General features: G+C 33.0%; 39 protein-coding genes. 38 read left to right on the top strand and 1 reads right to left on the bottom strand.

What is annotated here, in order from left to right; genetic code table 11:
* Window position 1 precedes the first annotated feature (1 nt).
* From NST64_RS08640 to NST64_RS08570, 15 genes are read left to right on the top strand one after another with little or no spacing between them, the layout of a single operon-like run.
* Window positions 2-679: a putative HNHc nuclease gene (locus NST64_RS08640; RefSeq protein ID WP_340731151.1), complete on the top strand. Its 678-nt coding sequence runs from the start codon at window positions 2-4 to the stop codon at window positions 677-679.
* A 13-nt stretch (window positions 680-692) separates the two neighbouring features.
* Window positions 693-1,514 (top strand): DnaD domain protein, encoded by an 822-nt coding sequence (locus NST64_RS08635; protein WP_340731150.1) that lies wholly within the window; start codon window positions 693-695, stop codon window positions 1,512-1,514.
* Window positions 1,515-1,525: 11 nt separating this feature from the next.
* Complete coding sequence (locus NST64_RS08630) at window positions 1,526-2,314, top strand: ATP-binding protein (RefSeq protein WP_340731149.1); 789 nt, start codon at window positions 1,526-1,528, stop codon at window positions 2,312-2,314.
* Window positions 2,311-2,472: a hypothetical protein gene (locus NST64_RS08625; protein ID WP_340731148.1), complete on the top strand. Its 162-nt coding sequence runs from the start codon at window positions 2,311-2,313 to the stop codon at window positions 2,470-2,472. Before NST64_RS08630 ends, NST64_RS08625 begins: the two co-directional genes overlap by 4 nt.
* On the top strand, window positions 2,472-2,705 hold the full coding sequence (locus NST64_RS08620; RefSeq protein ID WP_053022116.1) for a hypothetical protein: 234 nt from the start codon (window positions 2,472-2,474) through the stop codon (window positions 2,703-2,705). Before NST64_RS08625 ends, NST64_RS08620 begins: the two co-directional genes overlap by 1 nt.
* Before the next feature lie 14 nt (window positions 2,706-2,719).
* Complete coding sequence (locus NST64_RS08615) at window positions 2,720-2,947, top strand: hypothetical protein (protein ID WP_340731147.1); 228 nt, start codon at window positions 2,720-2,722, stop codon at window positions 2,945-2,947.
* Window positions 2,948-2,949: 2 nt separating this feature from the next.
* Complete coding sequence (locus tag NST64_RS08610) at window positions 2,950-3,144, top strand: hypothetical protein (RefSeq protein WP_216579846.1); 195 nt, start codon at window positions 2,950-2,952, stop codon at window positions 3,142-3,144.
* Window positions 3,141-3,335, top strand: a complete 195-nt coding sequence (locus NST64_RS08605; RefSeq protein WP_340731146.1) for a hypothetical protein — start codon at window positions 3,141-3,143, stop codon at window positions 3,333-3,335. The genes NST64_RS08610 and NST64_RS08605 overlap by 4 nt, the downstream gene beginning before the upstream one ends.
* Window positions 3,332-3,583, top strand: a complete 252-nt coding sequence (locus NST64_RS08600; RefSeq protein ID WP_340731145.1) for a hypothetical protein — start codon at window positions 3,332-3,334, stop codon at window positions 3,581-3,583. The genes NST64_RS08605 and NST64_RS08600 overlap by 4 nt, the downstream gene beginning before the upstream one ends.
* 4 nt (window positions 3,584-3,587) lie before the next feature.
* Window positions 3,588-4,055 carry a DUF3310 domain-containing protein gene (locus tag NST64_RS08595; protein ID WP_340731144.1) on the top strand — a complete coding sequence of 156 codons (468 nt, stop codon included), beginning with the start codon at window positions 3,588-3,590 and terminating at the stop codon, window positions 4,053-4,055.
* Window positions 4,048-4,809: a ParB/RepB/Spo0J family partition protein gene (locus tag NST64_RS08590; RefSeq protein ID WP_340731143.1), complete on the top strand. Its 762-nt coding sequence runs from the start codon at window positions 4,048-4,050 to the stop codon at window positions 4,807-4,809. The genes NST64_RS08595 and NST64_RS08590 overlap by 8 nt, the downstream gene beginning before the upstream one ends.
* The gene (locus NST64_RS08585) at window positions 4,806-5,489 is read left to right on the top strand and encodes a hypothetical protein (protein ID WP_340731142.1); all 684 of its coding nucleotides are present in this window, start codon (window positions 4,806-4,808) and stop codon (window positions 5,487-5,489) included. Before NST64_RS08590 ends, NST64_RS08585 begins: the two co-directional genes overlap by 4 nt.
* The gene (locus NST64_RS08580; RefSeq protein ID WP_053022123.1) at window positions 5,480-5,683 is read left to right on the top strand and encodes a hypothetical protein; all 204 of its coding nucleotides are present in this window, start codon (window positions 5,480-5,482) and stop codon (window positions 5,681-5,683) included. Before NST64_RS08585 ends, NST64_RS08580 begins: the two co-directional genes overlap by 10 nt.
* Window positions 5,664-5,939 carry a hypothetical protein gene (locus NST64_RS08575; protein WP_340731141.1) on the top strand — a complete coding sequence of 92 codons (276 nt, stop codon included), beginning with the start codon at window positions 5,664-5,666 and terminating at the stop codon, window positions 5,937-5,939. The genes NST64_RS08580 and NST64_RS08575 overlap by 20 nt, the downstream gene beginning before the upstream one ends.
* Entirely contained in the window at window positions 5,932-6,249 is a 318-nt protein-coding gene (locus tag NST64_RS08570) for a MazG-like family protein (protein ID WP_340731140.1), read from the top strand. The genes NST64_RS08575 and NST64_RS08570 overlap by 8 nt, the downstream gene beginning before the upstream one ends.
* Before the next feature lie 60 nt (window positions 6,250-6,309).
* Here NST64_RS08570 and NST64_RS08565 read toward each other — a convergent pair whose 3' ends face one another.
* Window positions 6,310-6,783 carry a hypothetical protein gene (locus NST64_RS08565; RefSeq protein ID WP_340731139.1) on the bottom strand — a complete coding sequence of 158 codons (474 nt, stop codon included), beginning with the start codon at window positions 6,781-6,783 and terminating at the stop codon, window positions 6,310-6,312.
* A 259-nt stretch (window positions 6,784-7,042) separates the two neighbouring features.
* Here NST64_RS08565 and NST64_RS08560 point away from each other — a divergent pair, with 259 nt between their 5' ends.
* The 23 genes from NST64_RS08560 (at window position 7,043) to NST64_RS08450 (ending at window position 23,374) form a co-directional block, all read left to right on the top strand.
* Window positions 7,043-7,225 carry a hypothetical protein gene (locus tag NST64_RS08560; protein WP_340731138.1) on the top strand — a complete coding sequence of 61 codons (183 nt, stop codon included), beginning with the start codon at window positions 7,043-7,045 and terminating at the stop codon, window positions 7,223-7,225.
* Window positions 7,225-7,461 carry a hypothetical protein gene (locus NST64_RS08555; protein WP_070671848.1) on the top strand — a complete coding sequence of 79 codons (237 nt, stop codon included), beginning with the start codon at window positions 7,225-7,227 and terminating at the stop codon, window positions 7,459-7,461. Before NST64_RS08560 ends, NST64_RS08555 begins: the two co-directional genes overlap by 1 nt.
* Window positions 7,458-7,685 carry a hypothetical protein gene (locus NST64_RS08550; RefSeq protein ID WP_340731137.1) on the top strand — a complete coding sequence of 76 codons (228 nt, stop codon included), beginning with the start codon at window positions 7,458-7,460 and terminating at the stop codon, window positions 7,683-7,685. Before NST64_RS08555 ends, NST64_RS08550 begins: the two co-directional genes overlap by 4 nt.
* Before the next feature lie 3 nt (window positions 7,686-7,688).
* Window positions 7,689-7,892 carry a hypothetical protein gene (locus NST64_RS08545; protein WP_340731136.1) on the top strand — a complete coding sequence of 68 codons (204 nt, stop codon included), beginning with the start codon at window positions 7,689-7,691 and terminating at the stop codon, window positions 7,890-7,892.
* On the top strand, window positions 7,892-8,080 hold the full coding sequence (locus tag NST64_RS08540; RefSeq protein WP_340731135.1) for a DUF1514 family protein: 189 nt from the start codon (window positions 7,892-7,894) through the stop codon (window positions 8,078-8,080). The genes NST64_RS08545 and NST64_RS08540 overlap by 1 nt, the downstream gene beginning before the upstream one ends.
* Before the next feature lie 14 nt (window positions 8,081-8,094).
* The gene (locus NST64_RS08535; RefSeq protein ID WP_340731134.1) at window positions 8,095-8,316 is read left to right on the top strand and encodes a hypothetical protein; all 222 of its coding nucleotides are present in this window, start codon (window positions 8,095-8,097) and stop codon (window positions 8,314-8,316) included.
* Between the two features lie 18 nt (window positions 8,317-8,334).
* Window positions 8,335-8,613 (top strand): hypothetical protein, encoded by a 279-nt coding sequence (locus NST64_RS08530; protein WP_340731133.1) that lies wholly within the window; start codon window positions 8,335-8,337, stop codon window positions 8,611-8,613.
* A gap of 14 nt (window positions 8,614-8,627) precedes the next feature.
* The gene (locus NST64_RS08525; protein ID WP_053022129.1) at window positions 8,628-9,062 is read left to right on the top strand and encodes a hypothetical protein; all 435 of its coding nucleotides are present in this window, start codon (window positions 8,628-8,630) and stop codon (window positions 9,060-9,062) included.
* A 121-nt stretch (window positions 9,063-9,183) separates the two neighbouring features.
* Window positions 9,184-9,486 carry an HNH endonuclease gene (locus NST64_RS08520; RefSeq protein ID WP_340731132.1) on the top strand — a complete coding sequence of 101 codons (303 nt, stop codon included), beginning with the start codon at window positions 9,184-9,186 and terminating at the stop codon, window positions 9,484-9,486.
* Window positions 9,487-9,600: 114 nt separating this feature from the next.
* A complete protein-coding gene (locus NST64_RS08515; RefSeq protein ID WP_242413891.1) occupies window positions 9,601-9,897 on the top strand; it encodes a P27 family phage terminase small subunit in 297 nt (98 codons plus the stop codon).
* The gene (locus NST64_RS08510; RefSeq protein ID WP_340731131.1) at window positions 9,894-11,546 is read left to right on the top strand and encodes a terminase TerL endonuclease subunit; all 1,653 of its coding nucleotides are present in this window, start codon (window positions 9,894-9,896) and stop codon (window positions 11,544-11,546) included. Before NST64_RS08515 ends, NST64_RS08510 begins: the two co-directional genes overlap by 4 nt.
* Before the next feature lie 11 nt (window positions 11,547-11,557).
* On the top strand, window positions 11,558-12,724 hold the full coding sequence (locus NST64_RS08505; protein ID WP_340731130.1) for a phage portal protein: 1,167 nt from the start codon (window positions 11,558-11,560) through the stop codon (window positions 12,722-12,724).
* On the top strand, window positions 12,714-13,490 hold the full coding sequence (locus tag NST64_RS08500) for a head maturation protease, ClpP-related (protein ID WP_340731129.1): 777 nt from the start codon (window positions 12,714-12,716) through the stop codon (window positions 13,488-13,490). Before NST64_RS08505 ends, NST64_RS08500 begins: the two co-directional genes overlap by 11 nt.
* Before the next feature lie 17 nt (window positions 13,491-13,507).
* Window positions 13,508-14,713, top strand: a complete 1,206-nt coding sequence (locus NST64_RS08495) for a phage major capsid protein (protein WP_340731128.1) — start codon at window positions 13,508-13,510, stop codon at window positions 14,711-14,713.
* A gap of 12 nt (window positions 14,714-14,725) precedes the next feature.
* The gene (locus NST64_RS08490) at window positions 14,726-14,896 is read left to right on the top strand and encodes a hypothetical protein (protein ID WP_340731127.1); all 171 of its coding nucleotides are present in this window, start codon (window positions 14,726-14,728) and stop codon (window positions 14,894-14,896) included.
* Window positions 14,897-14,900: 4 nt separating this feature from the next.
* Window positions 14,901-15,188, top strand: coding sequence for a hypothetical protein (locus tag NST64_RS08485; protein ID WP_340731126.1), 288 nt, complete (start codon window positions 14,901-14,903; stop codon window positions 15,186-15,188).
* Window positions 15,169-15,519, top strand: coding sequence for a phage head-tail adapter protein (locus NST64_RS08480; RefSeq protein WP_340731125.1), 351 nt, complete (start codon window positions 15,169-15,171; stop codon window positions 15,517-15,519). The genes NST64_RS08485 and NST64_RS08480 overlap by 20 nt, the downstream gene beginning before the upstream one ends.
* Window positions 15,516-15,911, top strand: coding sequence for a hypothetical protein (locus NST64_RS08475; RefSeq protein WP_340731124.1), 396 nt, complete (start codon window positions 15,516-15,518; stop codon window positions 15,909-15,911). Before NST64_RS08480 ends, NST64_RS08475 begins: the two co-directional genes overlap by 4 nt.
* The gene (locus NST64_RS08470; protein ID WP_340731123.1) at window positions 15,912-16,322 is read left to right on the top strand and encodes a hypothetical protein; all 411 of its coding nucleotides are present in this window, start codon (window positions 15,912-15,914) and stop codon (window positions 16,320-16,322) included.
* 56 nt (window positions 16,323-16,378) lie between these two features.
* On the top strand, window positions 16,379-17,026 hold the full coding sequence (locus NST64_RS08465; protein WP_340731122.1) for a major tail protein: 648 nt from the start codon (window positions 16,379-16,381) through the stop codon (window positions 17,024-17,026).
* Between the two features lie 105 nt (window positions 17,027-17,131).
* Entirely contained in the window at window positions 17,132-17,449 is a 318-nt protein-coding gene (gpG, locus tag NST64_RS08460) for a phage tail assembly chaperone G (RefSeq protein ID WP_340731121.1), read from the top strand.
* Window positions 17,446-17,685: a UPF0158 family protein gene (locus tag NST64_RS08455; RefSeq protein ID WP_260980891.1), complete on the top strand. Its 240-nt coding sequence runs from the start codon at window positions 17,446-17,448 to the stop codon at window positions 17,683-17,685. Before gpG ends, NST64_RS08455 begins: the two co-directional genes overlap by 4 nt.
* Before the next feature lie 40 nt (window positions 17,686-17,725).
* A complete protein-coding gene (locus NST64_RS08450; protein WP_340731120.1) occupies window positions 17,726-23,374 on the top strand; it encodes a peptidoglycan DD-metalloendopeptidase family protein in 5,649 nt (1,882 codons plus the stop codon).
* The last annotated feature ends 2 nt before the right edge of the window (window positions 23,375-23,376 follow it).

Here is a 23,376-nt window from a genome sequence, read left to right as displayed (position 1 = left end):
TATGTCAAAAATTATAGGTTATCAAAGAAACGATAACGGAACGATAACTGCAGTTATTAATGATGTTGAACTAACACAAGATGAACTGCAGCTTATAGATAACGGAATACCATTACCTATTGAAGTAAGAAGTATTGATACAAACAAGATTACTGATAAGCAAAGAAAGAAGATATTTGCATTATGTAACGATATAGAAATTGATATTGGCCAACCTAGAGATTACATGCGCTATATGTTCCAGGAATACATCAGAGTGTTATATGGATATGAAAAAGAGATTTCTTTATCGAATTGTACTAGAAAGCAAGCGTCACAAATCATTGAAGCCATTATTGACTGGATGTTCTTTAACAATATTACTTTCACAGTTAAAACGAGTAGTTTACTTAAAGGTGATAAAGCAATGCTCTACTGGGCTACAGTCAATCGTCAGTGTGTGATTTGTGGTAAGCGAGCGGAACTAGCACATTATCAAGCAGTTGGTCGTGGACGTAATAGACGGAAGATAGAACACACAAGTAATAAAGTTTTAGCTTTATGTCCAATACATCATAGAGAGCAACATACTATGGGCATTCATAGTTTTAATAAAAAATATTCACTTACTGATAGTTGGGTGGATGTAGATCAAAGACTGAATCGTTTACTTAAAGGCCAGAAATTAAATCAATCATGAAAGGAGCATTGAAATGGCTACGTTTAGAGTTTTCAAAGAGAGTGGAGAGTTTGTAACTGTTCACAAAGCATTTATTCATGATGCATCACTAAGTTGGAAAGCGAAAGGCATACTTCTTTATTTACTAAGTCGGCCAGACGATTGGCAAATTTATGAAACAGAATTAATAAAACATACGAGTGATAAACTAAGCAGCTTAAAGAGTGGATTAAAACAATTAGAAGAAGCGGGTTATATCAAACGTAAAAGAAAACGTGATGATAAAGGACGTATGCAAGGATACGAATACGAAGTATATGAACAACCTACCCACATTCGAAAATCAAATGTGGATGAAAAAGAATCTATCCACATGCGAAAATCCAACGTTGGAAAATCCAACGACGGAAAAACCGACGTCGGAAAATCCAACGACGGAAAATCGCACACTACTAATAATAATAGAACTAATAATGATAGTACTAAAAATAAAAGTACTAAAAATAACGGCAGTAGTAGCACAAATGCTACTCAACCACCACAGCCACCTTCAGTATTTAATTTTTATCAAGAAAACGGCTTTGGCATTTTGAGACCAGTCATTGTAGATCAAGTTAATGCATGGATAAATGACTTTGGAGCTAATGGTGAAGACATTGTAATTAGAGCTTTAAAAGAAGCTGCAGAAAACAATGTTTATAAATGGAACTATGTAAATCAAATACTAAAAAACTGGTATGAAAACAATATTAAATCCATTGAAGATGTTGAGGCACGTAAGAAAGAACGAATAAAAAATAACAATCAAGCTATAGAGAAAGATTATGATAACTCTCAATATAGTGATTTGTTTTAAGGAGGTTGGCCATGAAAGGTTTTAATGAATTAAACTTCAATATCAAAACTAAAAGTAAAATCATTGAACAAAAGAATGATTTACGTTGTCCTCACTGTGGCAATCTTTACGACTATGTAAAGTTCGATAATGGCCAAGAAGAAAAAATAGGATGCGATTGCAAGATAAAACAAATGGCTAAAGAACAAACTATTAGATATAAAAACAAAATTAAACGTCTCGAGATAGAAAAGGTTTTTAAAAACTCAATTATACCTGAAGACTTATTGTCCGCTTCTTTTGAGAATTATAAACCTAGAAATGAGAGCCAAGAGAAACTACTAAAACATGCGAAGCGGTATGCAGATAACTTTAGTTTAGATAATAAACAATCGTTATTGCTGCAAGGAACTTATGGATTAGGTAAATCACATATAGCTATGTCAGTTGTTAAAGAAGTTAAAGATAAAGGTTTTACTGCACTATTTATGGATGTGCCACAACTGATTACAGCGTATAGAGATACATTCAATAAAGATAGCAATCTTAATGAAAGACAACTTGATCAAATCATTAAAAATGTGGATTTACTAGCACTTGATGATTATGGTACGACGGTTAGTCAATTCGGAAATCAGAAACTCTTTGATGTGATGAATATGAGACAAGGTAAGCATAATATTCTCACAACAAATAATAGCGCAGAAGAGCTTTCAAAAAATAAAGACTTTGGTAAGAACTTTAGTCGAGCTTTGAAGAACACGACAATTATTAAGGTTTATGGTGATGACTATCGAATGAAAGGAATTAAAACTCTGTGATTACTATTGAAGATATACAGAAGTATTTAGAAGTATCACCGACATATGCACAAAAGCTGATTGATGATGCGAATGGTGATGAAGATAAAGCGTATAAAACATTTATTAGAAAGTTGAATGAAAAAAACACAAGACCTGCAGTTATAGAGGTTATGTGATGGGTGTTATAGAAGGCGTTAAACATAAATATATTCTCTATGCCAGTGATGGTTGGGAAATGTGCAGCGTCATTCCTTTAAATGATGATTTATATAACCTAGGAAATTTAGCTGGTATGTATTATCGAAATATCTTTAAAGGTAACGTAAGCAAAAAAGAATTAGAAAAACTTAAAAGAAAGCACAAGTTATACAGAAAAGAAGAATTGAATACTCAACTCAAACTATTTTAGGTGGAGTGATGCAAATGATAGTTAAAGTGTTTAGCAATGATAAGTCGATTGAGATTGGCAAAGATAATGTTTCGAATATCGAATTCTTAAAACATGTGAGTGGAAACATTGATATTTATCGTCTTACTAACAAAGATGGCCAAACAATTGGTTGGGAAGGTTTCTTTGTTGGCCATTACAAAGTAATTAAGAAAGTCGAAGCGGAACAATTAAATATATTCAATATACTGGAGGCTAAATAAATTTGAAAGTCAAAGATTTAAAGGTAGGTCAGAAGATTAGATTTGCTGCATCTGAATACAGTCTCAGTTATCCAGGCATTGTTGAAGAAAAGTATTCCGATTGTGGCCAAGATAAAGCAGTGATTAAAGTGGCTAACTACAAAATCATTATAGATGATAGTTATTTATTATTCGATGAAGCGGACGTGATCAAGTGAAACGTGAAAATCGAGTTCGTAAACATGGCAAGAAGTATTACAAGTTAACAGTAGATGGAAAAGTCTATTTAATTCCAGAAAAATTAGGAAATTATGCTTTAGAAAATGGTGTATCTGAGCAAGCCATAAGACATAGATTGTCTCGTGGTTACTCAGTCACTAGAGCATGTACGGAGGGAATTGTCAGATGAGTGAATTATATGAATACAACCCAGGTCAAATTAGTAAAGAAGAATTAGCAATGATTAAGCTCGAAGAAGAGCGTTTTGAGCAAGCACTAAGACAAAGACAGCAGCAAGTCCGTTTAGCGCGAAAACGTAGAAGTGAAGAGAATATACGTAAGTATAGTGTACGTAGTAAATGGTTCGAGCATTTAGAACATAACAATCTTATAGCAACAGTTAAAACTGATAGATATGGCCAAGTACAGAGGGGGTAGCAATATGACTAGAATTAAAGACTTGAAAGAAAATGATGTTATTGTATTTCAAAATATTACGAAAGATATGAAAAATAATTGTGAAGCCATCGTAAATAAAAAATGGAGTGAAATTGATCTATCAATTGGAGAGAAATGGTATGCGTCAGTTGAAATGGCTAATGGTAATACAACAATCATAGATGACAACTTTGATTTTATAAAAGTGAAACTTCCGTTCACAAGAAAAATAAATACAGATGATTGGCCAAGAACATCAAACAATGTTCCATCACATTATGAAGGTAAAGATGGCATAGATGTTATTGAGTTTATTAGACAACAATTGACCGAAGAGCAATTCGAGGGTTTTATGCTAGGCAATATGATTAAATATGCTGCTCGTTATGGTCTTAAAGGTAATAAAGTGAACGATCTTAAAAAGATTGGAGATTATCAACAAAGAATGTTGGAGGTAGTTACAAATGATTAACTTAAAAGAATGTAAAACAGCGTATCACGTTTATGAAACAAATGATTATGGACTATTTAGTTTTATAGAATCTAATCGTAATCCAAGTAGAAACCATGTAGAAAACCTTAAAAAACAAATTAAAAATGGTTATGAATTACCTCCAATCATCGTTAGAGAAAATGGTGAGATATTAGATGGTCAACATAGATATATAGCATTAGTAGAGTTAGAAGAACCTATACAGTTTCTAATTAAAGAAGATATTAGAAAAGATGTTTTACAGAAAAGTAATTCATTCGTATCAAAATGGACAATTAACGATCATGTGAACTACCACCGTAAAGAAGGCAATCAAGACTATCAAGATTTATACGAATTTTGTCAATACAGTGGCTTAGGTGCAAACATTGCTGCAAGAATACTAGGTTCAGCTAAAAGAAACGGTATAACAACAAAAGCCATAGAAGAAGGTAAGTTCTTTGTAAAAAGTAAAACAGATGCTTATCAATTTGTAGACGATGTATTAATGAGAATTAGAATGGAACATCCAACAAGTAAAATCATTAATTCATTAAGAACACTATATAACATTGGAACAGATACAAAAACATTAGTCACTGTTGTAAATGCATTAGAAGAAGAACTACTTATGTTAAATAGTATTAATAAAATTTCAGAACGTATTGTAAATCTATATAACAAGAAAGTTTCAAAGTCGGAAAAAATCAAAGTGACCTATAACAAAGCAGGTAAGGCGGTGTATAAATTATGATTTATATATATGAACCGTTTAACCATCAGATTATAGAAACAACTGTTAAAGACTTTGCTACTCAAATAGGTATATCCAAAATGACTATTCATCAATATTTATATAAAGGTATGTATTATCAAAAACTAGGTTGTTACTTATTAAAAGAAAAACCGAATTTAGCAAAAAGAAAGATTTTAAACGAACAACTTAATCCAAAAGAAGAAATTTGGAGATTTAATGAAGGATATCAACTATATGTCAGTAACTTAGGCCGCTTCAAAAGTAAAGATGGTATATACAAATTTCCAAGTGATGTACACGGAAGAATTACTTTATTCCAAGAAGGAAAAGCCTATAAAGCAGCAAATATTGTATATGAGACTTTTAAAGGAAACATTGAAGCGGGCTTACATGCTTATTCTAAAAATGGAATTTATAACGATATCAAGGCAGATAACTTATACATTGCTACATTTAGTGAGTATTGCTCTACTAAAAGAATTGCAGGTCGTTCTAAACCAGTAATGCTTATTGATAGTAATAATAACATTGTTGAAGAATTCACGAGTACGACTGAAGCTCAAAACTACTTATATCAAGATCGTAGTGTGATTGCTCGTAAATGTAATAAGCGTTTGGAAGAAAATGGATTAACTTATATATGGGCTAAAGATTATGAGGGGATGGCATGTTGCTAAGTGAGACAGTTAAACAAAATTATAAATATCCATGTAAAGGTAAAACGCCAACACAAGTCGAAAAAGAATTAGCTGCAATGGGCGTAGAAGGTTTTGTCATTCGCATGACAAATGTACATGTGACAATGCGAGTGCCTAAAGAAAATAAAATTATAAATAGGAAGTGTTTAAAGGATGGAAGTAGTAGAAAATAAGTTTCTATCTAATAAGAACTTCATTAGACATCAAAGACTTTATGATGGAATGCAATATCTATTTAAAGAAGATGCTATAGATAATTATTTCAGTGTAGTGAAACATCAATTTTCTTATGGATATACAGAAGGCTTATATGAACTTGCAAAATGTAAACAAATCAATGGAATAAATCACCTTATAAGTGAACCAATCGGATATCTTTCAGTAGAACAAGTATTGGAAATTATTAATGGAGGAGAAATAAATGAATAACACATTAGATCAATTAGTAAAACAAGTTGAAACATGGAGCGTAGATAAAAATCTACACAATGGTAATTCAGATAGACAAGCACTTAAATTCTATGAAGAAGCGGGCGAAGTTGCAGCAGCATTATCTCGTGGACAAATGGATGCATTAAAAGACGGTATAGGTGATACAGTCGTTACATTAATTATATTGGCACAACAACATGATATGACGTTACAGGAGTGTTTACAGTATGCATATGACGAGATTAAAGGGAGAAAAGGAAAGACAATCAATGGCACATTCATCAAAGAAGCAGACCTTAAAGAGTAAGGATATTTTAGAGAAGGTTAAGGAAGTATTAGGAAAGTAAAATGAGGGCAATAAAGCCCTCTAATATTTCAATAAATTAACTATAGGCTCTATTAAGTTTTTGTCTCGCTTTTTGAAATGGTTAGTTGTTACACCACGTGAGGTTCTTAATTCAACTACAAATCCTTTAGAGAAGTTTTCATTATTTCTATAAAAGTACGTGTAAAATTCTTCAGCACCAAAACTTCCTATTTCAAATGGTATAGCTTTTGTTTCCAACAATGGTTTTGTTTTATTTAAATTAGGGATAGTTAAATTTCTACTATCTGCAACCTTATCATTAACTTTAATACCAGTAATCGTAATAGGTTCTGACGAGTCATTGATGATTAAGAACTTAACATAAAAAGCTACATTTTCATCAAAATAAACTTTTTTCATTTCATAACGTATCTTAAATCGTTGTCTATTCCAATTTCTATATGTATTAAAGCCATTAAAAAGCATTGCAAACAACGATATGAATAAGGAAATAATGCTAATTGCTAAACTCATTTAATCACCACCTAATATAAATATAAGGGGGTCATCTAATTAATGAAAGATATTTCAAGAAATAATTTTAAAGATGAAGAATTTTATCAACATAATTCAGATATAAAAAAAGAAACAATTTTTCAATGTCCTAAATGTCTTAGTTATATACAGATATAGAGAGAATTTATGCTTCTGGTAAAGTACAAACCGTTTACAAGCAATGCCTTGATTGTGGGTATGAGCACTATAAAAAAATATCGAAAGGAAACGATACATTATGAATAAATACATTGAAACATTCTTAACTGCAATAGCAGCAATTATTATATATAACTCACTGATCAAAGTATATGAATATATCAAGTATAAGCCAGATGAAGTTGATACTGCACCTAATGATTACGCATTAGAAACGGATCAATACGACCTGAACAGAATTAAAGTAGAGGTGAGTGAGTAGTGGAATTGATATTATTAACTATTGTAGTGGTGGTTGGAATGATTTGTTACACCGTTTATAAAATAGATCGTAACCGTACGAATAAGTCAGAGAACTATTATTATGCTAACAAGTTAAAAACGTTCGAAACTAAACCAATGAATCCTACAAAGTGTCTTGGTAGTCACAAAAGCCTATCTAAGCCAACGAAAGATAAGGGCACAAGAATACCACCAGGAAAGGATAGTGAGCAATGAGCAAATTAATCAATCAAGAATATGTAATTGAAACTAATGATGGTGACTTCTATGAAGAAGAAACTAAAGTATATGGTGGTCATGTAATAGTACAAACTGTATTAAAAGTCACACAATATGCGCATGAAGCTAAAAGATTTTCAAGTATTAAAGAAGCTAATGATATTGCATATGCATATGGATTTAAAGTGTTGACACTTAATACTTATATGGAGGAGTTGTAGTAAATGGGAATAAATTCTAATTGTATATCTGGTTTAGGCATTGCCATTGATGGTGTGACGTATAATAATCCTAATGACTTAATAAATTATTTAAATCGAATTAATAATAGACATACCAATTTAACCTCTGAACAGTGGCGTACTATCTTAGTGTTGGCATTTGAAAATTTAGCTATAGGATTTAACGAGGAAAGGAATGACAACTAATGTGGATAGCATTAACTATTATACTCGGCGTACTTCTACTCATAGCGATAGGTAACAACACAGTCTTACGTCAGGAGTTAGACGCGCAGAGATATACGAATGTGTATCTATTCACTAAGTACGTGAGAGATTGCGATATAGAAGATGTGGAGTTTGAAATAGAGAGAGCGAAGAAATATTTTAAGTAATGGGGGTAAATACAATGGATAATATATTTAATCTTGACGGTAGTAAAAAAGAAGATGTTAATATTCAAAACCAAATATATGAATTGAAATCGACTTTTCCTTTAATACTTGAAGTGGCCAGATTGAAATCTGAATATCAACGTGAGAGATTAACAAGTTTAAGACAACAAGGTTTTACGGAAGAACAAGCATTAGAAATCATCAAAGTAGAACGTACACCTTTCGACCAACAATAAACAATGGAGGTAATCACAATGATTAAGAAAGCTTATGAGAAACCTAGAGAAGTAGAATACATTGAATTTAAAGGTAAAGAGAATTTCAAAGAGGTAGGAGAATTTATAGTTGAAAATGTTTTTCTAATTACAAATGTAGAAGGACAAGAAAGACTTATGAGAAATGGAATTAAAGAGAATGTAAGTTATCCGATCGGCACTATATTTTATAGATATTATGATGAAGCGACCTATGAATATGTGATAAATGTATCTAATAAGAAAAGTTTCTTTGATAAATATGGAGACGTTAATTAACTGGAGGTAATCACTTGTACACACGAGATGAAGTAAAAGGAATGATCAATGATTATAAGTGGATGCGTAATATTATAGAGTCGCAAGTCTATGACGCAGACAGTACATCTATTGCGCAATATGGTATCGAGTCTGTAATGCCTAAAGCCAAAGGTGGTACAGGTGATAAGGTATTAGTTAAAGTACTTAATAGGAATAGAGAGTATCGACGTAATGTAAAGATACTTAACAAGATAGAGTTCATAGATAAGTATGAAGAATATATAACAGATGATAGGAACTATCACATATTACAAATGCTTAAACTAAACATGCAACACAAGACTATCAAAGACTTAATGGAAATCAATAGTGACTCTAAGTTCTATGCATGTATCAATGAGATAGTTAATGTATACATGGATGCACAGCAAGGACACTACGATAAAGAGAAGACATCGAAGAGATAGAAGACATCGAAGGTAATGTGCATTAATGATATATATAACTTTATAATATAGCTATACGAATTGAATAAATACTCGAAGGCACATCACTAATGTGGTGTGTCTTTTATTATGGAGTTTATACATGATGAATGATTATAAAACACGTAAAAAGTTCTATAACAGTAAAGATTGGGAAACTGTAAGGTTAATGGTTTTGAAAAGAGATAACTTTGAGTGTCAGTGGTGCAAAGAAGAAGGAAAAGTAACAACTGAAGACTTAGAAGTTGACCATATTGCAGAGTTGCAAGATAGACCAGATTTGAAATTAGATCCTGATAATCTCAGAACATTGTGTAAAGCTTGTCATAATAAACGACACAAAAGATTTCAGTATGGTGGCAATCAATTTAAACCACAAAAAAAGTGGAACGATGAAAAATGGTAAAAACGAACTACCCCCCGGTCAAAACCATTTCGAGTTTTTCTCGTAACTGGGAGAACGGCCGGTGGGCTCGACTTCGCAACTTTTTGAAAATTTAACACGTTAGGGGGGTATACGGTGCGAAGTGCTGCAAAAATCAAAAAATATTTACTGACACAAGTAGACGAAAATAATCCGGTTGAAGTAGAAAAGGTTGAACGTTATGCGAATTTATTAAAGCTTTTCTATGCACTCGATAAAGAGATTAAAGCACATGGAACGCTTGTTGAGACCGTCAATGCCTCACAAAAATTCTTAAAACCTAATCCGGCAGTAGCAGAAAAAAATAAAATTAATGCTTCACTGTTAGCTATCGAGAAAACCTTTAATTTAGACAAGAAAGACAGTGATGAACCCGCTGATGATTATGTATGATCAGAAATAAATATGTTAATGAATACATTAATCAATGGCGTGAAGGTAAAATCATTCTTAATCAAGAACGCATTGATTTAATCTATCATTTAGAAAACAGAGTGCTTACGAGAGATGATGTTTACTTTGATGATGAACAAATTGAAAATTGTATAAAGTTTATTGAGAAATGGTATTTTCCAACTCAACCATATCAACGCTTTATTATTCCTTTTATATTTTTAATTGATAAAGAAAATGATGAAGCATTTTTTACTGAGTTCATTATTTTAATGGGACGTGGTGCAGGTAAGAATGGTTTTATTAGTGCAATTAGTGATTTTCTTACTACCCCTTTACATGGCGTGAAAGATTATCACATTTCTATTGTCGCAAACAGTGAAGACCAAGCGAAGACATCGTTTGATGAAGTTTATAATGTGCTTGTTGAAAGTAAAAGGAATAAAACTGGTAAAACGCCTAAAGCACCTTATCTTGTAAGTAAAACAGAAATTAAAAATCGTTCAACAGGATCAATTATTAGATATAACACTTCTAATACTAAAACTAAAGATGGTGGGCGTGAAGGTTGCGTTATTTTTGATGAAATTCATTACTTCGAAGGCCCTGGAATGGTTAATGTAAAACGTGGTGGTTTAGGTAAGAAACCTAATCGTCGAACATTTTATATAAGTACTGATGGTTATATCAGAGAAGGTTATATTGATTCAGTTAAAGATAAAATTAAAAGTATTTTAGGTGGTGAAGTAAAAAATAGTAGAGCTTTTCCATTTTATTGTAAGCTTGACGATCCTACAGAAGTAGATAATAAATCAATGTGGGAAAAGGCTAATCCAATGTTACACAAGCCTTTAACTGCTTATGCTAAAACTTTATATAGCACGATTGATGAAGAATATAATGACTTACCATTCAACCGCTCAAATAAACCAGAGTTTATGACTAAAAGAATGAACTTACCTGAAGTTGATGAAGAAAAAGTTGTTGCACCTTGGGAAGAAATATTAGCTACAAATAGAGAGTTTCCTAATCTTGAAAACAAAGCCTGCATTGGTGGTCTTGACTATGCGTTAGTTAGAGACTTTGCCAGTGTAGGCTTGTTGTTTAGAGATGGCGATGAGTACTATTTTAAATCTCATTCATTTATTAGACGTGGTTTTTTAGAAACAACTCATCTTGAACCACCGATTGAACAATGGGCAGATGACGGACTACTTACGATTGTAGATGATGAAGTGATTGATATATCTTACATCGTCAATTGGTTCTTAAAACAACAACAAAAGTACAATTTAACAAAAGTGATTTCAGATAACTTTAGGACAGATATTGTAAGACAACCTTTTGAAGACGCAGGTATACCATTAGAGGTTATCAAAAATCCGACTGCTATTCATGGTTTATTAGCACCACGTATCGATACCATGTTTGCTAAAAGACAAATTGTATTTGGTGATAATCCATTAATGCGTTGGTTTACAAATAATGTAGCAGTCACAATGCAATCTGATGGAAGTAAAAAATATATTAAAAAAGATGAAGTCAGAAGAAAAACAGATGGTTTTCATGCTATGCTCCATTCACTTTATAGAGCGGATGAGTTATTAGAGTATGACCAACCATTCATTATGGCGGATATTAGCTTTTAGGAGGTGAGATTTTGAGTATATTCGACAGAATTATGGGAAGGAACGAAGCAATCGAGTTTAGTTATGATTTCGAATTGTTACATGAAACGTCACAAAAAGCTTACATAAAAAAATGGGCTTTAGATACATGTATAAATCATATTGCTAGAACGATTAGTCAAACAAAATTTGAAATTATAGATAGTGAAAGTAAAGATACATCTTCAACCACACACTATAAGTTGAATGTTCGACCTAATACAGATGAAAGTGCTGCAACGTTTTGGCAAAAAGTAATTCGTAAGCTCATTTATGATAACGAAGTTCTGATTGTAGTAACAGATAGCAAAGATTTAATCATTGCAGATGACTTTGTTAGAGAAGAGTACGCATTATATGATGATATTTTCAACCATATTGTTGTAGGTGAGTTTGAATTTGAACGTTCATTTAGAATGAGTGAAGTTATTTATCTTGAATACAATAATGAATCCATTACAAATATGCTTATGGGCTTATTCAGTGATTATGGTGATATCTTCGGACGAATGATTAAGTCTAATTTAATGAACAATCAGATTAGAGCAACGTTATCTATGGATACAAACGTAGCATTGAAAACCACAACTAATGAAGAAATGCAAAAATTTATAAACAAAGCTTATAAAGCGTTTGAAAGTAATGATATCGCAATCGTACCTGTCCAAAAAGGCTATGAGTATAAAGAACATTCAAGCAATAACGGCACTAAAACATCATCGCAAATAGAAGATATGGCTAAGGTTCCTAGCCAGTTACTAAGTTATGTGGCAAGAAACTTAGGTATTCCAGTTGGATTGATTAATGGAGATACGGCGGATATTGAAGCAATGACTAACAACTACATGAAGTTTTGTATTAAGCCAATTATTGAAAAAATCACTGATGAATTAAATGCCAAATTATTCAGTGAGCGTGGATATAAAGAAGGTAAACGAATCAAGGCAATAAGCATTGACCAAAAAGGACCACTTGAAGTGAGTGAAGCAGTAGATAAACTCATTGCAAGTGGTTCTTTCAATAGAGATGAAATTCGAGTGCTTACAGGTTTTGAACCTATTGGAAGTGAAGAAATGCAGAAATTTATTATCACTAAAAACTATCAAACTGTGGATGAAGAAACTACAGGTAATGAAGGAGGTGATATAAATGGCGAATAACGAAATAGATATTTACGGCTTAATTGATAGCGCAACAATTGAAGGGATGACGATTAGTCCACAAACTGTGCGTGATCAGTTGAAAGCTATGGGAGAAGTTGATGAGGTCATCGTTAATATCAACAGTAACGGCGGAGATGTGTTTAGTGGCGTTACGATATACAACATGTTAAGACGTTTCGACGCACACATCACTGTCAATGTTGATGGACTTGCTGCAAGTATTGCATCGGTTATAGCAATGGCAGGTGACACTATCAATATGCCGGGTAACGCTATGTTAATGGTGCACAATGCTTGGAAAATCGGTAAAGGTGATGCGAAAAGTTTTAAAAAACAAGCCGAAGATTTAGAGAGAATCAATAGCGTTGTATTTAATAGTTATGTCGATAAAAACCCTGACATTGACCATGAGATTCTTCAAAACTACATGGATGAAGAAACATGGCTAACAGCTAGAGAAGCTAAAAAGTTAGGATTAATTGACAATATCACTGAAAATTCAAGAGTTGCAGCTGCAACGACATCAACAATTTTGGGAGGTGACAAATTCATGGCTAGATACCGTAACGAAGATTCACAACAACCTGGGCAACAAAAAGAATCAAGTGAAATCACAGTTGAAGATGTAATGGATAAACTTGAAGAAATCTTAGCGGAAGTAAAAAAAGCAAACAATAAAGATTCAAATGAATCAGAAAAACAAATGGAAAGTAAACCTGCGGAAAATAATTTTGCACGTTTATTTAACATGAATATTAAATAATAAAGGAGAATTTAACTATGATTGATTTAGAAAACAAAGAAGAATTTCAAAACTCTCAAAAGTTATTAAAAGAGTTTTCGAATATGAGCCCTAAAGCTTCTGATGAAGAAGTAAAAGAAAAATACACTGAATATATGAATGCATATTCAGAAGAATTAGCGAATGCTATTCGTAAAGATATGAAACAAGAACAAGGTGACAATGCGGTATTAAATGCACGCAACGTCAATCGTTTAACTAACGAAGAAAAGAAGTTCTATAATGCGTTAGTGTCTGAAGACCATGTTAATACTGATACTAACTGGAAAGACGGAGAATTATTACCAGAAACAGTAGTAGATCGCATCTTTGATGATATCGAATCTGAACATCCATTATTAAAACACATCACGATTCAACGTACTGGTTTAAAAGCGCGTGTAATTCGTTCTGTGCCTGAAGGTCAAGTTGTTTGGGGACCAGTATTCTCAGAAATTAAAGGTCAATTAGAGGCTTCATTCTTTGAACAAGATGTTACTTTAGGTAAAGCGACTGCATTCGTTGTTGTTCCTAAAGATTTAAAAGACGCAGGTGTACAATGGGTTGACCGTTATGTTCGTTTACAAATCAAAGAAGCTTTTGCAGTAGCGATTGAAAAAACAGCTATTCAAGGTTTAGGTGCTGCTAAAAATCAACCAGTAGGATTAATGAATGAAATTAATCGTACAAATGGTGCAGTATCAGAAAAAGCAACTACTGGAACATTAACGTTCGCTGAACCTAAAACATCTATTAAAGAAATTGGTAATGTAATTAAAAACTTATCAATCAAAGAATATTATGATAAAGATGGAAACGTTAAACGTTCTAAAGGAGCTAGTGTATTAAACAATGTTGTTATTGTTTTAAATCCTGTTGATTATATTTATACAGGTATTGCATTTATGCAATTACACAATGGACAATTTGTAAATCCAGTACCTTTTAACGTAACATTTGAACAATCTGAATTTGTTCCAAAAGGTAAAGCAGTTGCTTTCGATAAAACACGTTATAACTTCTATGCAGGTAGTGAAGTGATTGTTCGTACTTTTGACCAAACATTAGCGTTAGAAGATATGGATTTATATACAGCTAAGCAGTTCTTATATGCGGAACCTGATGATAACAAAACTTCATTTGTATATGATGTGGATTTTAGTGCATTTGGAGCGCCTACTGCATCAGATACACCAGAAGCATAAGGAGGTTTACTAATGGCTGATTATAAAGTTTTAAAAAACTATAAAGACAAGCAATTAGGAAAGTCTTTAAAGGCTAACGATAAAGTGGAAATGACAGTAAAGCGTGCTGAAGAAGTTGAAAAAATTTTATCTGATAAAGGCTACGAAGGACCTTTCTTAGAACGAATTAAAGAAAAGAAGTGATTAAATGATTACTTCAGATCATGTCGAAGAATTCAAAAATCGTAATCGCATTTTTTATGATATCGAAGATGATCGTATAGAAAGTGATTTGAAAATGTCTTATGAAGATATCAAATCTAAATGTGGTGACTTCGATATGAATAATGCAATAGGTCGTGAATTAGTTTACGAACGAACAAGATATGTATTTAATGATAAGTTAGAAGAATTTCACAATAACTTTTTACCTAACATTGTTCAATTCCAAATTGAAAATATGGAGGTGTCAGATAATGGCACTACAGAAGAATAAATTTATAACTGGTGGCGATATGCGAACACCAGTTATTTTTTTAAAAGCTAAACCGAAAGATGACTTTTTCCCTGGAGAAACAATAAAAGAAGTTGTTTATAAATGCTTTGCCAACGTATATCAACCATCTCAAAAGGATTTGGATATGACGAACAATGAAGCAAGTTTAACAATGGTCACTTATCATCCTATTAATATCGAAATTACTGATGATATGTATTTTGAAATTGGACTACCTCGCTACAAAAACAAAAAATACAACATTAGACAGGTATTTGATGATACAGATAACCATAAAAATATAAAAATTATTGGGAAGTTATCAGAATGAGCGTAGAAGTTAAAGGCGTACATCAAATGCTTAGAGAGATAGGTGAACAGTACGGAGAAATCAAAATGTTAAAAGCACAAGATAAAGCATTAAATAAAGGTGCTAAATACTTCATGAGTGTGCTTAAAGCAAATTTTGAAGTGTTTCGAGATACTGGCGCAAGTATTCATGAGATAACTAAAACTGAACCATATACTATTCACGGTAATACGCGCATGGTTAAAGTACATTGGCATGGTTCAATGAATCGTTATGCAATCATCCATTTAAACGAGTGGGGAACAATCAAAAATCCAAATCCTAGAGGTAAAGGTGCGATTGCTAGAACGATGTTTATGACTGAAAAGCCATATCGAGAAATTGTAAAACAATCGTTGGAAGGAGACCTATAAATGTTTGATATGTTGAAAACTTTAAAAAAATATTTATTGAACAATGCAACAATTGCTCAACATTGTACAGGTCGAGTTCGAGCGTACACTTATGATGAAACAGCGGATAGTTCCAATTACTATATTCTGATTGATCCGTTAATATCTCCACAGCCTGAAACTTACGCTAGCGATACAAATCTAACAACAACATACTTATATCAAATAGATGTTCGTGGACCTGATTACGATATAGTTAAACTTTTGCAAGAAGAGATAAGACAAACATTATGGAATATTAATTTTAAACAAATTGATGGTATAGATGATTATGATAAAGAGTTAAAAATCTATAGAGATGCTCGTCGTTATCGTGGTAATCCTTACACCATTGATGAACTTAGACACATAGATAAAGATATTAAAAACTAGCCTTCTGTGAGTAACAGTAGGCTTTTTTAATACGCAATTTTAAGGAGGAATTTTTAATGGGTAGATACAATGCAGCTACAGGATTAGGAAAATTGTATTATGCAGTATTAACTGAAGAAACTGACGGTTCTTATACAACATCAGCAATTAAAGAAGTTGATTATGTTCAAGAATTATCTATCGAATTCGGAGAAGAATTAGAAAAAGCTTATGGTTCAAATAAGGTAGCAGAAATCGCTAAATCTGCTGGAGAAACTCAAGTAAGCCTTACATTCCATAAATTACCAATCGACGTTCAAAAAGACTTATTAGGTTTAATTGAACACGAATCAAACAGTTCAGTATATGGTTTTGGTAAATCATCAGGCATCACTTATACAGCAGTGGCTATTCCACGTACTATGGAAGATGGTTCTGAAGAGTGGTTTGGTTTATCTAAAGGCGTATTTACTCGACCAAACAAAGAAGGTCAAACAAAAGAAGATGGTGTAGAATTCGGTTCAGACGAAATCGAAGGTCAATTCATGGAACGTGAAGTTGACGGATTTAACGAAGAATTAGCAGTAGTAATGGCTTATGACGATAAAGGAAAAACTGAAGGTCGAGACACAGTGTTTAATTCAATCTTCGGAAAAAGTTTTGATTCAGTTCAAAAAACAGCTGAACCATTAACTACTACAACAGACAGTGAACCAGTAGCATAATTGATTGATTTATAGACGACTTAGGTCGTCTATTTTTGTATACAAAAATATTAAAACTAATTATTCGGACTAACAGAAAACCCGATGAAAAGGAGAATATAAATTATGGCAGTGAAAAAATTTGTTGAATTACGAGATGAAAATGGCGAAGTAAAAAGATATCATGCACCTGTATTTATTAAAGGTAGCGTGGCACGTAAAGGTTTTAACTTAGGTAAAGAATTCCAAAAATTAGAAAATACTGGCGGAGAATTCGATGATGACTTATTAGATAAGTTATATAACTTTATCGCTAGAGACTTATATGATGGTCAATTCACAGCTGAAGAATTCGAAGATGGTACAGACGCAAGAGAAGTATTATCTGTAGCTATGGAACAATTAGGTGGAATTTTAGGTGACGAGGGAAAGACGACGAAATAGATGATTCTCGTTTAACCGCTGAAGATTTCACTTATGAAAAGCAATCAGAATACCTCGATACTCTTTACAAAGAGTTAATGGAAAATGGTTGGAAAATGCCAGAGATTGATAATACAGATATTTATCAGTTACTTCGCATTATGAACAATAAGAAGAAATCTAAAGTTAAGCAAGTTTCTGCAAACGAGAGTCTAATTGGAGCAATTACAGGAAAAGATCCTAGAGCTTCAAGATAGGCTCTCTTTTTTAATTTTTAAAGAAAGGAGAGTGAATTAAATGGCGGGAGATATTAAAGGATTTACTATTGACCTCGGATTAGACACGTCAGATATTGATCGTGGAATGGCTAATTTAAAGCGTAAGTTACAGACAACGGATGCAGAGATGAAGAAAAACCTCTCCAGTTTCTCTAAAGCCGAAAAATCAGTAGAAAAATATGAAACTGAAATCGAAGGCTTAAATAAAACACTCACTCAACAAGGTAGAATGAGTGAACAAGCACAAAAGAAATTAGATCAATTAAGACGTTCACAAGAAACAATGTCAGATAAGCTTGAAGAATCAGCACGTAATGCTCAGAAAGCTAAAAAGAATTATGAGAATTTATCTAAAACTTATGATGAACTTAATAATGAGTTAAAAGAACATAAAGCAAACGTTAAATCCGCACAACAAACTCAAAAGCAAATGCAAAATACTGTAACAGCATTGAGCGCTAAAACTAAAAATGCTAAATCTGAATTCGATAGACTGAGTAATGAATTAAAAGAATTAGAAAATGATAGTTCTGCAACTGCTGGAGAAATGGCGAGTTTAGTTTTTGAAGTTGGGGAAGCTGAAAGAGAATATAATAATTTATCTACTTCATTAGATAATGCACAACATGATTTGAACGAATCTAAAATAGCAACTGCTGAAGCTAAAGATGAGTTACAGAAATTCAGTGATGCTAACAAAGAAGCAATGGAAAGCGCTAAAACATCAATGGAAGTTGCTAAAAAAGAAGCAAACGACGCTGAAAAATCATATGCTAGTTTAAATCGTGAAGTGTCACAACTACCATCTAAATTAGATAAAGCAGAAAAAGAAGTTTATCAACAAGCTGCGGCCTATAACGTTTGGCAAAACAGAATTGATGAAACTGTAGATGAGATGAAAGAACTTCAAAGAGAACAAATAAAAGCAGCAGGAATCAGTGGTATGTTTGCTCGTATGGGTTCTGCATGGGAAGACACACAACGTAAGATTGATAAAATCGGCGATAGCTTTAGAAATGTAGGATATGTGGTTAATGGTATTGGTTTTGGTGGTTTGACTGCTAATATTACATCTATTATTCCAATTGCTGGTAGTGCAGTAAGTGCTATAGCTGGTATTGGTGGCGCAGCAACTGCAGCAGCAGGTGGAGCAATTGGTTTAGGTGGTGCTTATGGTACTGCTTTTGCAGCAATAACTGCATTTAGTGGACAAGCAACTACAGCACTTCAAATGCTTGAAGACGGAGAATTAAAAGCAACTAGAGAAATTAAGAATTATCAATATGTGCTAGATGGTCTTCAAAACCAATGGAAAGATCTAGTTAGAGCAAATCAAGCAGATATCTTTAACTCAATGGCAAATGGAATTAATATTGCCAAAATTGCACTTACAAGACTAACACCTTTCATTACTAAAACAACTCATCAAATTGCTCAAGCTTCCGAGAAAATGCGAGACTGGGTTAAATCCTCTGAAAATGCTAACAATGCATTCAAACTAATTAATAATATTGGTCCACCAATATTCCAAAATTTACTTAACTCTGCTATGAAAGTCGGAGATGGAATAACTCATATATTCACTCAATTTGGTCCGTTATTTACTTGGACTGGTAAAGAAATAGAAAATTTAGCGAATAAATTTAACGCATGGGCAAATAGTACAAGTACAGATAAAGGTATTGCTAAATTTATTCAGTACACTAAAACGAACTTACCGATTGTAGGTAAAATTTTCAGTAATGTATTTAGTGGCATGATAAGTCTATTCTCTGCTTTTGCAGGACATTCTCATAAAGTTTTAGTAGGCATGCAAGGAGTAACCAATTCCTTTAAAGAATGGGCTGCAAATCTAAAAAACACTGAAGGCTTTAAGAATTTCTTAAAATATATTGAAACTAACGGTCCCATTGTTTGGCAACTTCTTAAAAACATAGGTTCTATTATTGTAGGTTTAGTTAAAGGCCTAGCACCAGTAGGAGCAATTGTTTTAAGAGTTACTACTGCGATTACAGGTTTTATTGCTAAATTAGTAAATGCTCATCCTGCAATAGGTGGTTTTATCGGCGTACTTACAGTAGTTGGTGGAACATTGATGGCGTTAGTGCCACAAATTGCATTAGCAAGAACTGCTTTTGCAGGTTTAGGTCTAGGAACTAAAATTGCTACAGTTGCAACAACTTTATGGAAAGGTGTTATAGCAACAGCTACAGCAGTAGCTAACACATATAGATTTGCTATTGCAAGTTTAAGTACAGGGCAAGCGTTAAGTGCAGTAAAAACAAGATTATCTATGGTAGCAACAAAAGCGTGGACAGTTGTTACTAAAGGCGCAGCATTAGCCACAAGAGGATTAGGTTTAGCACTTAGATTTATGACTGGTCCAATAGGTCTTGTGATTACAGCGATAGTTGGTTTAACAGGATATTTAATTCATCTTTATAAAACAAACGAAGATTTTCGAAATAAAGTAAATGTCATTTGGAACTCTATCAAATCATCCGCAATTCAAATTTGGAATGGAATTAAATTTGCTATTCAACATCCTATGGAAGCCTTAAAACTTACATTAAATACGATATGGTTAGCTATTAAAATAACTGCTCAAACAATATGGAATGCTATCAAAACGACAGTACTAACAATAATTCGTATTTTTATTACCGGAATGAAAAACTATTTTGCGGGATTAAAAGCGTTCTATTCAGCATTGTGGAATGGTATTAAAACAATATTCACTTCTATTTGGAATGGAATTAAAGCGACAGTATTAACAATTGTAAGATTATTAGTTAGTGGTTTACGTGCTTATTTCACAGGTCTAAAAGCTTTCTACTCTGCATTATGGAACGGAATAAAAACTATTTTTATTTCAGTATGGAACGCAATTAAAGTAACAGTACTGACGATAATTCGAGTTTTTATTAGTATGATGCGTGCTTATTTTACTGGATTAAAAGCATTTTATTCAGCGTTATGGAATGCTATAAAGGCAATTTCTATACGTATTTGGAATACAATTAAAAATTCAGTATTAGCAATTATAAGAATTTTTGTTTCAACAATTAAAAGATCATTTACTGTGTTAAAAGCTTTCTTCACTTCTTTATGGAATGGAATAAAATCTGTAACTATCAGAGTATGGAATGCTATAAAAAATGGCGTTATTAATATTATTAAAGGTATGTATAACGGTATTCGAAAAATATTAGCTGGTTTGAAAGCCTTTATTACAAGGACTTGGACCGCTATTAAAAACACAACAATAAAACTCACTAAAGCTTTAAGTAGCGGTGTAAAAAATGTATTTAATAGTTTATCTAAAGTAACACGTAGTATCTTTAATAAATTAAAAGCTTTCATGTCTAACGTATGGCGTAGTATCAAGAATACTACTGTCAAACTTGCTAAAGGTCTGTGGTCGGGCGTAAAAGCTATATGGAATGCTCTATCACGTTTTACACGTAGCGTATTCAATAAACTCAAAAATTTTATGAGTAGTGTTTGGCGTAATATTAAAAATACAACAATTAGATTAGTAAAAAGTTTGTGGAATGGTGTAAAAGGAACATGGAATGCGCTTTCTAATGGTACTCGTAATATATTCAATAGAGTTAAAAATACTATGTCTAATATATGGCGAAGTATTAAAAATACAACAGTAGATATGGCTAAAGGTTTATGGAATAGTGTCAGAAATACGTTCAATAATATGGCTGGTGGACTTAAAAATATTATTGGAAAAATCAAAGGTCACATTACTGGAATGGTTACGGCTGTTAAAGAAGGTCTAAACAAATTAATTGGTGGTGTGAACTGGGTAGCTGGAAAATTAGATATGCCTAAGTTACCTGAAATAAAACTCTCTACTGGTACTGAAAGCACTCATACTCAAAGTTATATTACGAAAGGTAAACTTAATCGAAACACTTTAGCTACCGTTGGAGATAAAGGTCCAGGCAATGGTCCAGGTGGTTTTAGACATGAAACAGTTATTCCGCCTAGCGGTAAAGCTTTCATCACACCAGCTACAGATACAACAATTCCACTTGCCAAAGGAACTCGTATTTTAAATGGCGCACAAACGCATACTATGTTGAGCAATAATATGATTCCTAAATTCAGTATAGGTACTAAGTTAAAAGACTTTGCAATGAATACCTTTGATAGCGGTAAAAAAGCTATTAAAGGCGGTATAGATAAAGTAAAAGATGCTGGTGGTACTGTAAAAAATACAGTAAAAAATACTGCTGCAAAAGGAATAGCTAAAGGTATAGAAGTTACTGAAAAAGCAAAAGATGTTGGCAGTGCTGTAATTAAAGGTATAGGAGATGTGTTTGATTACATCGGTCATCCAGGTAAGTTAGTCAACAAAATTTTCGAAAAAGTAGGATTTAATTTCGATTTTCTTAAAGGTGCTGAATTGCCTTACATGTTAATGCAAGGCGCTTATAAAAAGCTTAAAAATGGTGTTAAATCTTTATTCGACGGTTGGCTAAACGATGCAGGCGGTGGAGATGGCTCGTCATTTACTGGCTATCATATTAATACAGGATATTATCCTAATGGTGGCGCACCTGGCTATGGATTTGCTGGGGGACATCACTATGGTATTGACTTTGGTACTCCATATGGCACTACCATTAATTCTACAAATGATGGTAATTTAAAAGAAATTCACAACTTTGGTGGTGGACTTGTAGCACGTCTTTTAACAGGTCAGTTCACTTTATTTTTCATGCATTTATCTAAAATTTTAAAACATGGAAAAGTAAAAGCAGGAGAGCCTATTGCTAAAACTGGTAACAGTGGTAACTGGACGACTGGACCTCACTTACATTTCCAAGTCGAAAAAGGTCGCCACGATACAATTACAAACGCGAATACAGTTAATCCACTTAAATGGCTTAAAGGACATGCGAAAAGTGGAGGTAGTGCACCTAAAGCTGGTATAAAATGGGCTCCACAAATCAAACAAGCATTGCGTATGAATGGCTTACCAACATCATCTGCTTATGTTAACGCATGGGCGCGTCAGATTGATAGTGAAAGTAGTGGTAATCCAAGAGCAGTTCAAGGTGGTTACGTAGATGCAAATACTGGTGGCAACGAAGCTAAAGGTCTAGTTCAAGTTGCGAGAAATACATTTAATTCAATGAAGTTTCCTGGACATGGTAACGTATTTAATCCTTTAGATAACTTATTAGCTGGTATTCATTGGGCTAAATACAAATACGGTAAAAATATGTTAAGTGTTATTGGACATGGTCATGGTTACGCCACAGGTGGCCTAATCAAATCTGCAGGTTGGTACAACATTGCAGAAGGTGGTTATCCTGAGTGGGTAATTCCAACTGATCCTAATAGAAGAACAGACGCAATGAAGTTGTTAGCACTTGCTGCAAAAGACATTGAAGGCAGTAAAACATCAGGTAATAAACGACCAAGTAACTTCTCAAGCACTAAAATAAACTCTAATCAATCTGACAATAGTAAATTAGAGAAAAAATTAGATATGCTTATTGGATTGATGAGTAAATTAGTTCAAAGTAACGATACTATTGCGAATAAAGATTGGTCAGTAGAATTAGATGGTCGAGAAATAAACAGAAATAACAATAAAGAGCAAGCTTTATATGAAGCAACTCATTTATTAGGGAGGTTATAATT

The organism is Staphylococcus sp. FSL W8-1268 (genome assembly GCF_038003965.1).
GTDB classification, from domain to species: domain Bacteria; phylum Bacillota; class Bacilli; order Staphylococcales; family Staphylococcaceae; genus Staphylococcus; species Staphylococcus hominis.
This window is presented reverse-complemented; position numbering and strand designations above follow the sequence as displayed.

Coding starts and splice junctions, on each gene's coding strand:
- NST64_RS08480 (WP_340731125.1), top strand. CDS start 15,169: ATGGCACTACAGAAGAATAAATTTATAACTGGTGGCGATATGCGAACA.
- NST64_RS08470 (WP_340731123.1), top strand. CDS start 15,912: ATGTTTGATATGTTGAAAACTTTAAAAAAATATTTATTGAACAATGCA.
- NST64_RS08540 (WP_340731135.1), top strand. CDS start 7,892: ATGTGGATAGCATTAACTATTATACTCGGCGTACTTCTACTCATAGCG.
- NST64_RS08520 (WP_340731132.1), top strand. CDS start 9,184: ATGATGAATGATTATAAAACACGTAAAAAGTTCTATAACAGTAAAGAT.
- NST64_RS08570 (WP_340731140.1), top strand. CDS start 5,932: ATGAATAACACATTAGATCAATTAGTAAAACAAGTTGAAACATGGAGC.
- NST64_RS08535 (WP_340731134.1), top strand. CDS start 8,095: ATGGATAATATATTTAATCTTGACGGTAGTAAAAAAGAAGATGTTAAT.
- NST64_RS08635 (WP_340731150.1), top strand. CDS start 693: ATGGCTACGTTTAGAGTTTTCAAAGAGAGTGGAGAGTTTGTAACTGTT.
- NST64_RS08595 (WP_340731144.1), top strand. CDS start 3,588: ATGACTAGAATTAAAGACTTGAAAGAAAATGATGTTATTGTATTTCAA.
- NST64_RS08630 (WP_340731149.1), top strand. CDS start 1,526: ATGAAAGGTTTTAATGAATTAAACTTCAATATCAAAACTAAAAGTAAA.
- NST64_RS08500 (WP_340731129.1), top strand. CDS start 12,714: ATGGCGAATAACGAAATAGATATTTACGGCTTAATTGATAGCGCAACA.
- NST64_RS08495 (WP_340731128.1), top strand. CDS start 13,508: ATGATTGATTTAGAAAACAAAGAAGAATTTCAAAACTCTCAAAAGTTA.
- NST64_RS08590 (WP_340731143.1), top strand. CDS start 4,048: ATGATTAACTTAAAAGAATGTAAAACAGCGTATCACGTTTATGAAACA.
- gpG (WP_340731121.1), top strand. CDS start 17,132: ATGGCAGTGAAAAAATTTGTTGAATTACGAGATGAAAATGGCGAAGTA.
- NST64_RS08575 (WP_340731141.1), top strand. CDS start 5,664: ATGGAAGTAGTAGAAAATAAGTTTCTATCTAATAAGAACTTCATTAGA.
- NST64_RS08620 (WP_053022116.1), top strand. CDS start 2,472: ATGGGTGTTATAGAAGGCGTTAAACATAAATATATTCTCTATGCCAGT.
- NST64_RS08490 (WP_340731127.1), top strand. CDS start 14,726: ATGGCTGATTATAAAGTTTTAAAAAACTATAAAGACAAGCAATTAGGA.
- NST64_RS08600 (WP_340731145.1), top strand. CDS start 3,332: ATGAGTGAATTATATGAATACAACCCAGGTCAAATTAGTAAAGAAGAA.
- NST64_RS08450 (WP_340731120.1), top strand. CDS start 17,726: ATGGCGGGAGATATTAAAGGATTTACTATTGACCTCGGATTAGACACG.
- NST64_RS08465 (WP_340731122.1), top strand. CDS start 16,379: ATGGGTAGATACAATGCAGCTACAGGATTAGGAAAATTGTATTATGCA.
- NST64_RS08565 (WP_340731139.1), bottom strand. CDS start 6,783: ATGAGTTTAGCAATTAGCATTATTTCCTTATTCATATCGTTGTTTGCA.
- NST64_RS08545 (WP_340731136.1), top strand. CDS start 7,689: ATGGGAATAAATTCTAATTGTATATCTGGTTTAGGCATTGCCATTGAT.
- NST64_RS08580 (WP_053022123.1), top strand. CDS start 5,480: ATGTTGCTAAGTGAGACAGTTAAACAAAATTATAAATATCCATGTAAA.
- NST64_RS08475 (WP_340731124.1), top strand. CDS start 15,516: ATGAGCGTAGAAGTTAAAGGCGTACATCAAATGCTTAGAGAGATAGGT.
- NST64_RS08615 (WP_340731147.1), top strand. CDS start 2,720: ATGATAGTTAAAGTGTTTAGCAATGATAAGTCGATTGAGATTGGCAAA.
- NST64_RS08550 (WP_340731137.1), top strand. CDS start 7,458: ATGAGCAAATTAATCAATCAAGAATATGTAATTGAAACTAATGATGGT.
- NST64_RS08585 (WP_340731142.1), top strand. CDS start 4,806: ATGATTTATATATATGAACCGTTTAACCATCAGATTATAGAAACAACT.
- NST64_RS08640 (WP_340731151.1), top strand. CDS start 2: ATGTCAAAAATTATAGGTTATCAAAGAAACGATAACGGAACGATAACT.
- NST64_RS08530 (WP_340731133.1), top strand. CDS start 8,335: ATGATTAAGAAAGCTTATGAGAAACCTAGAGAAGTAGAATACATTGAA.
- NST64_RS08510 (WP_340731131.1), top strand. CDS start 9,894: ATGATCAGAAATAAATATGTTAATGAATACATTAATCAATGGCGTGAA.
- NST64_RS08485 (WP_340731126.1), top strand. CDS start 14,901: ATGATTACTTCAGATCATGTCGAAGAATTCAAAAATCGTAATCGCATT.
- NST64_RS08560 (WP_340731138.1), top strand. CDS start 7,043: ATGAATAAATACATTGAAACATTCTTAACTGCAATAGCAGCAATTATT.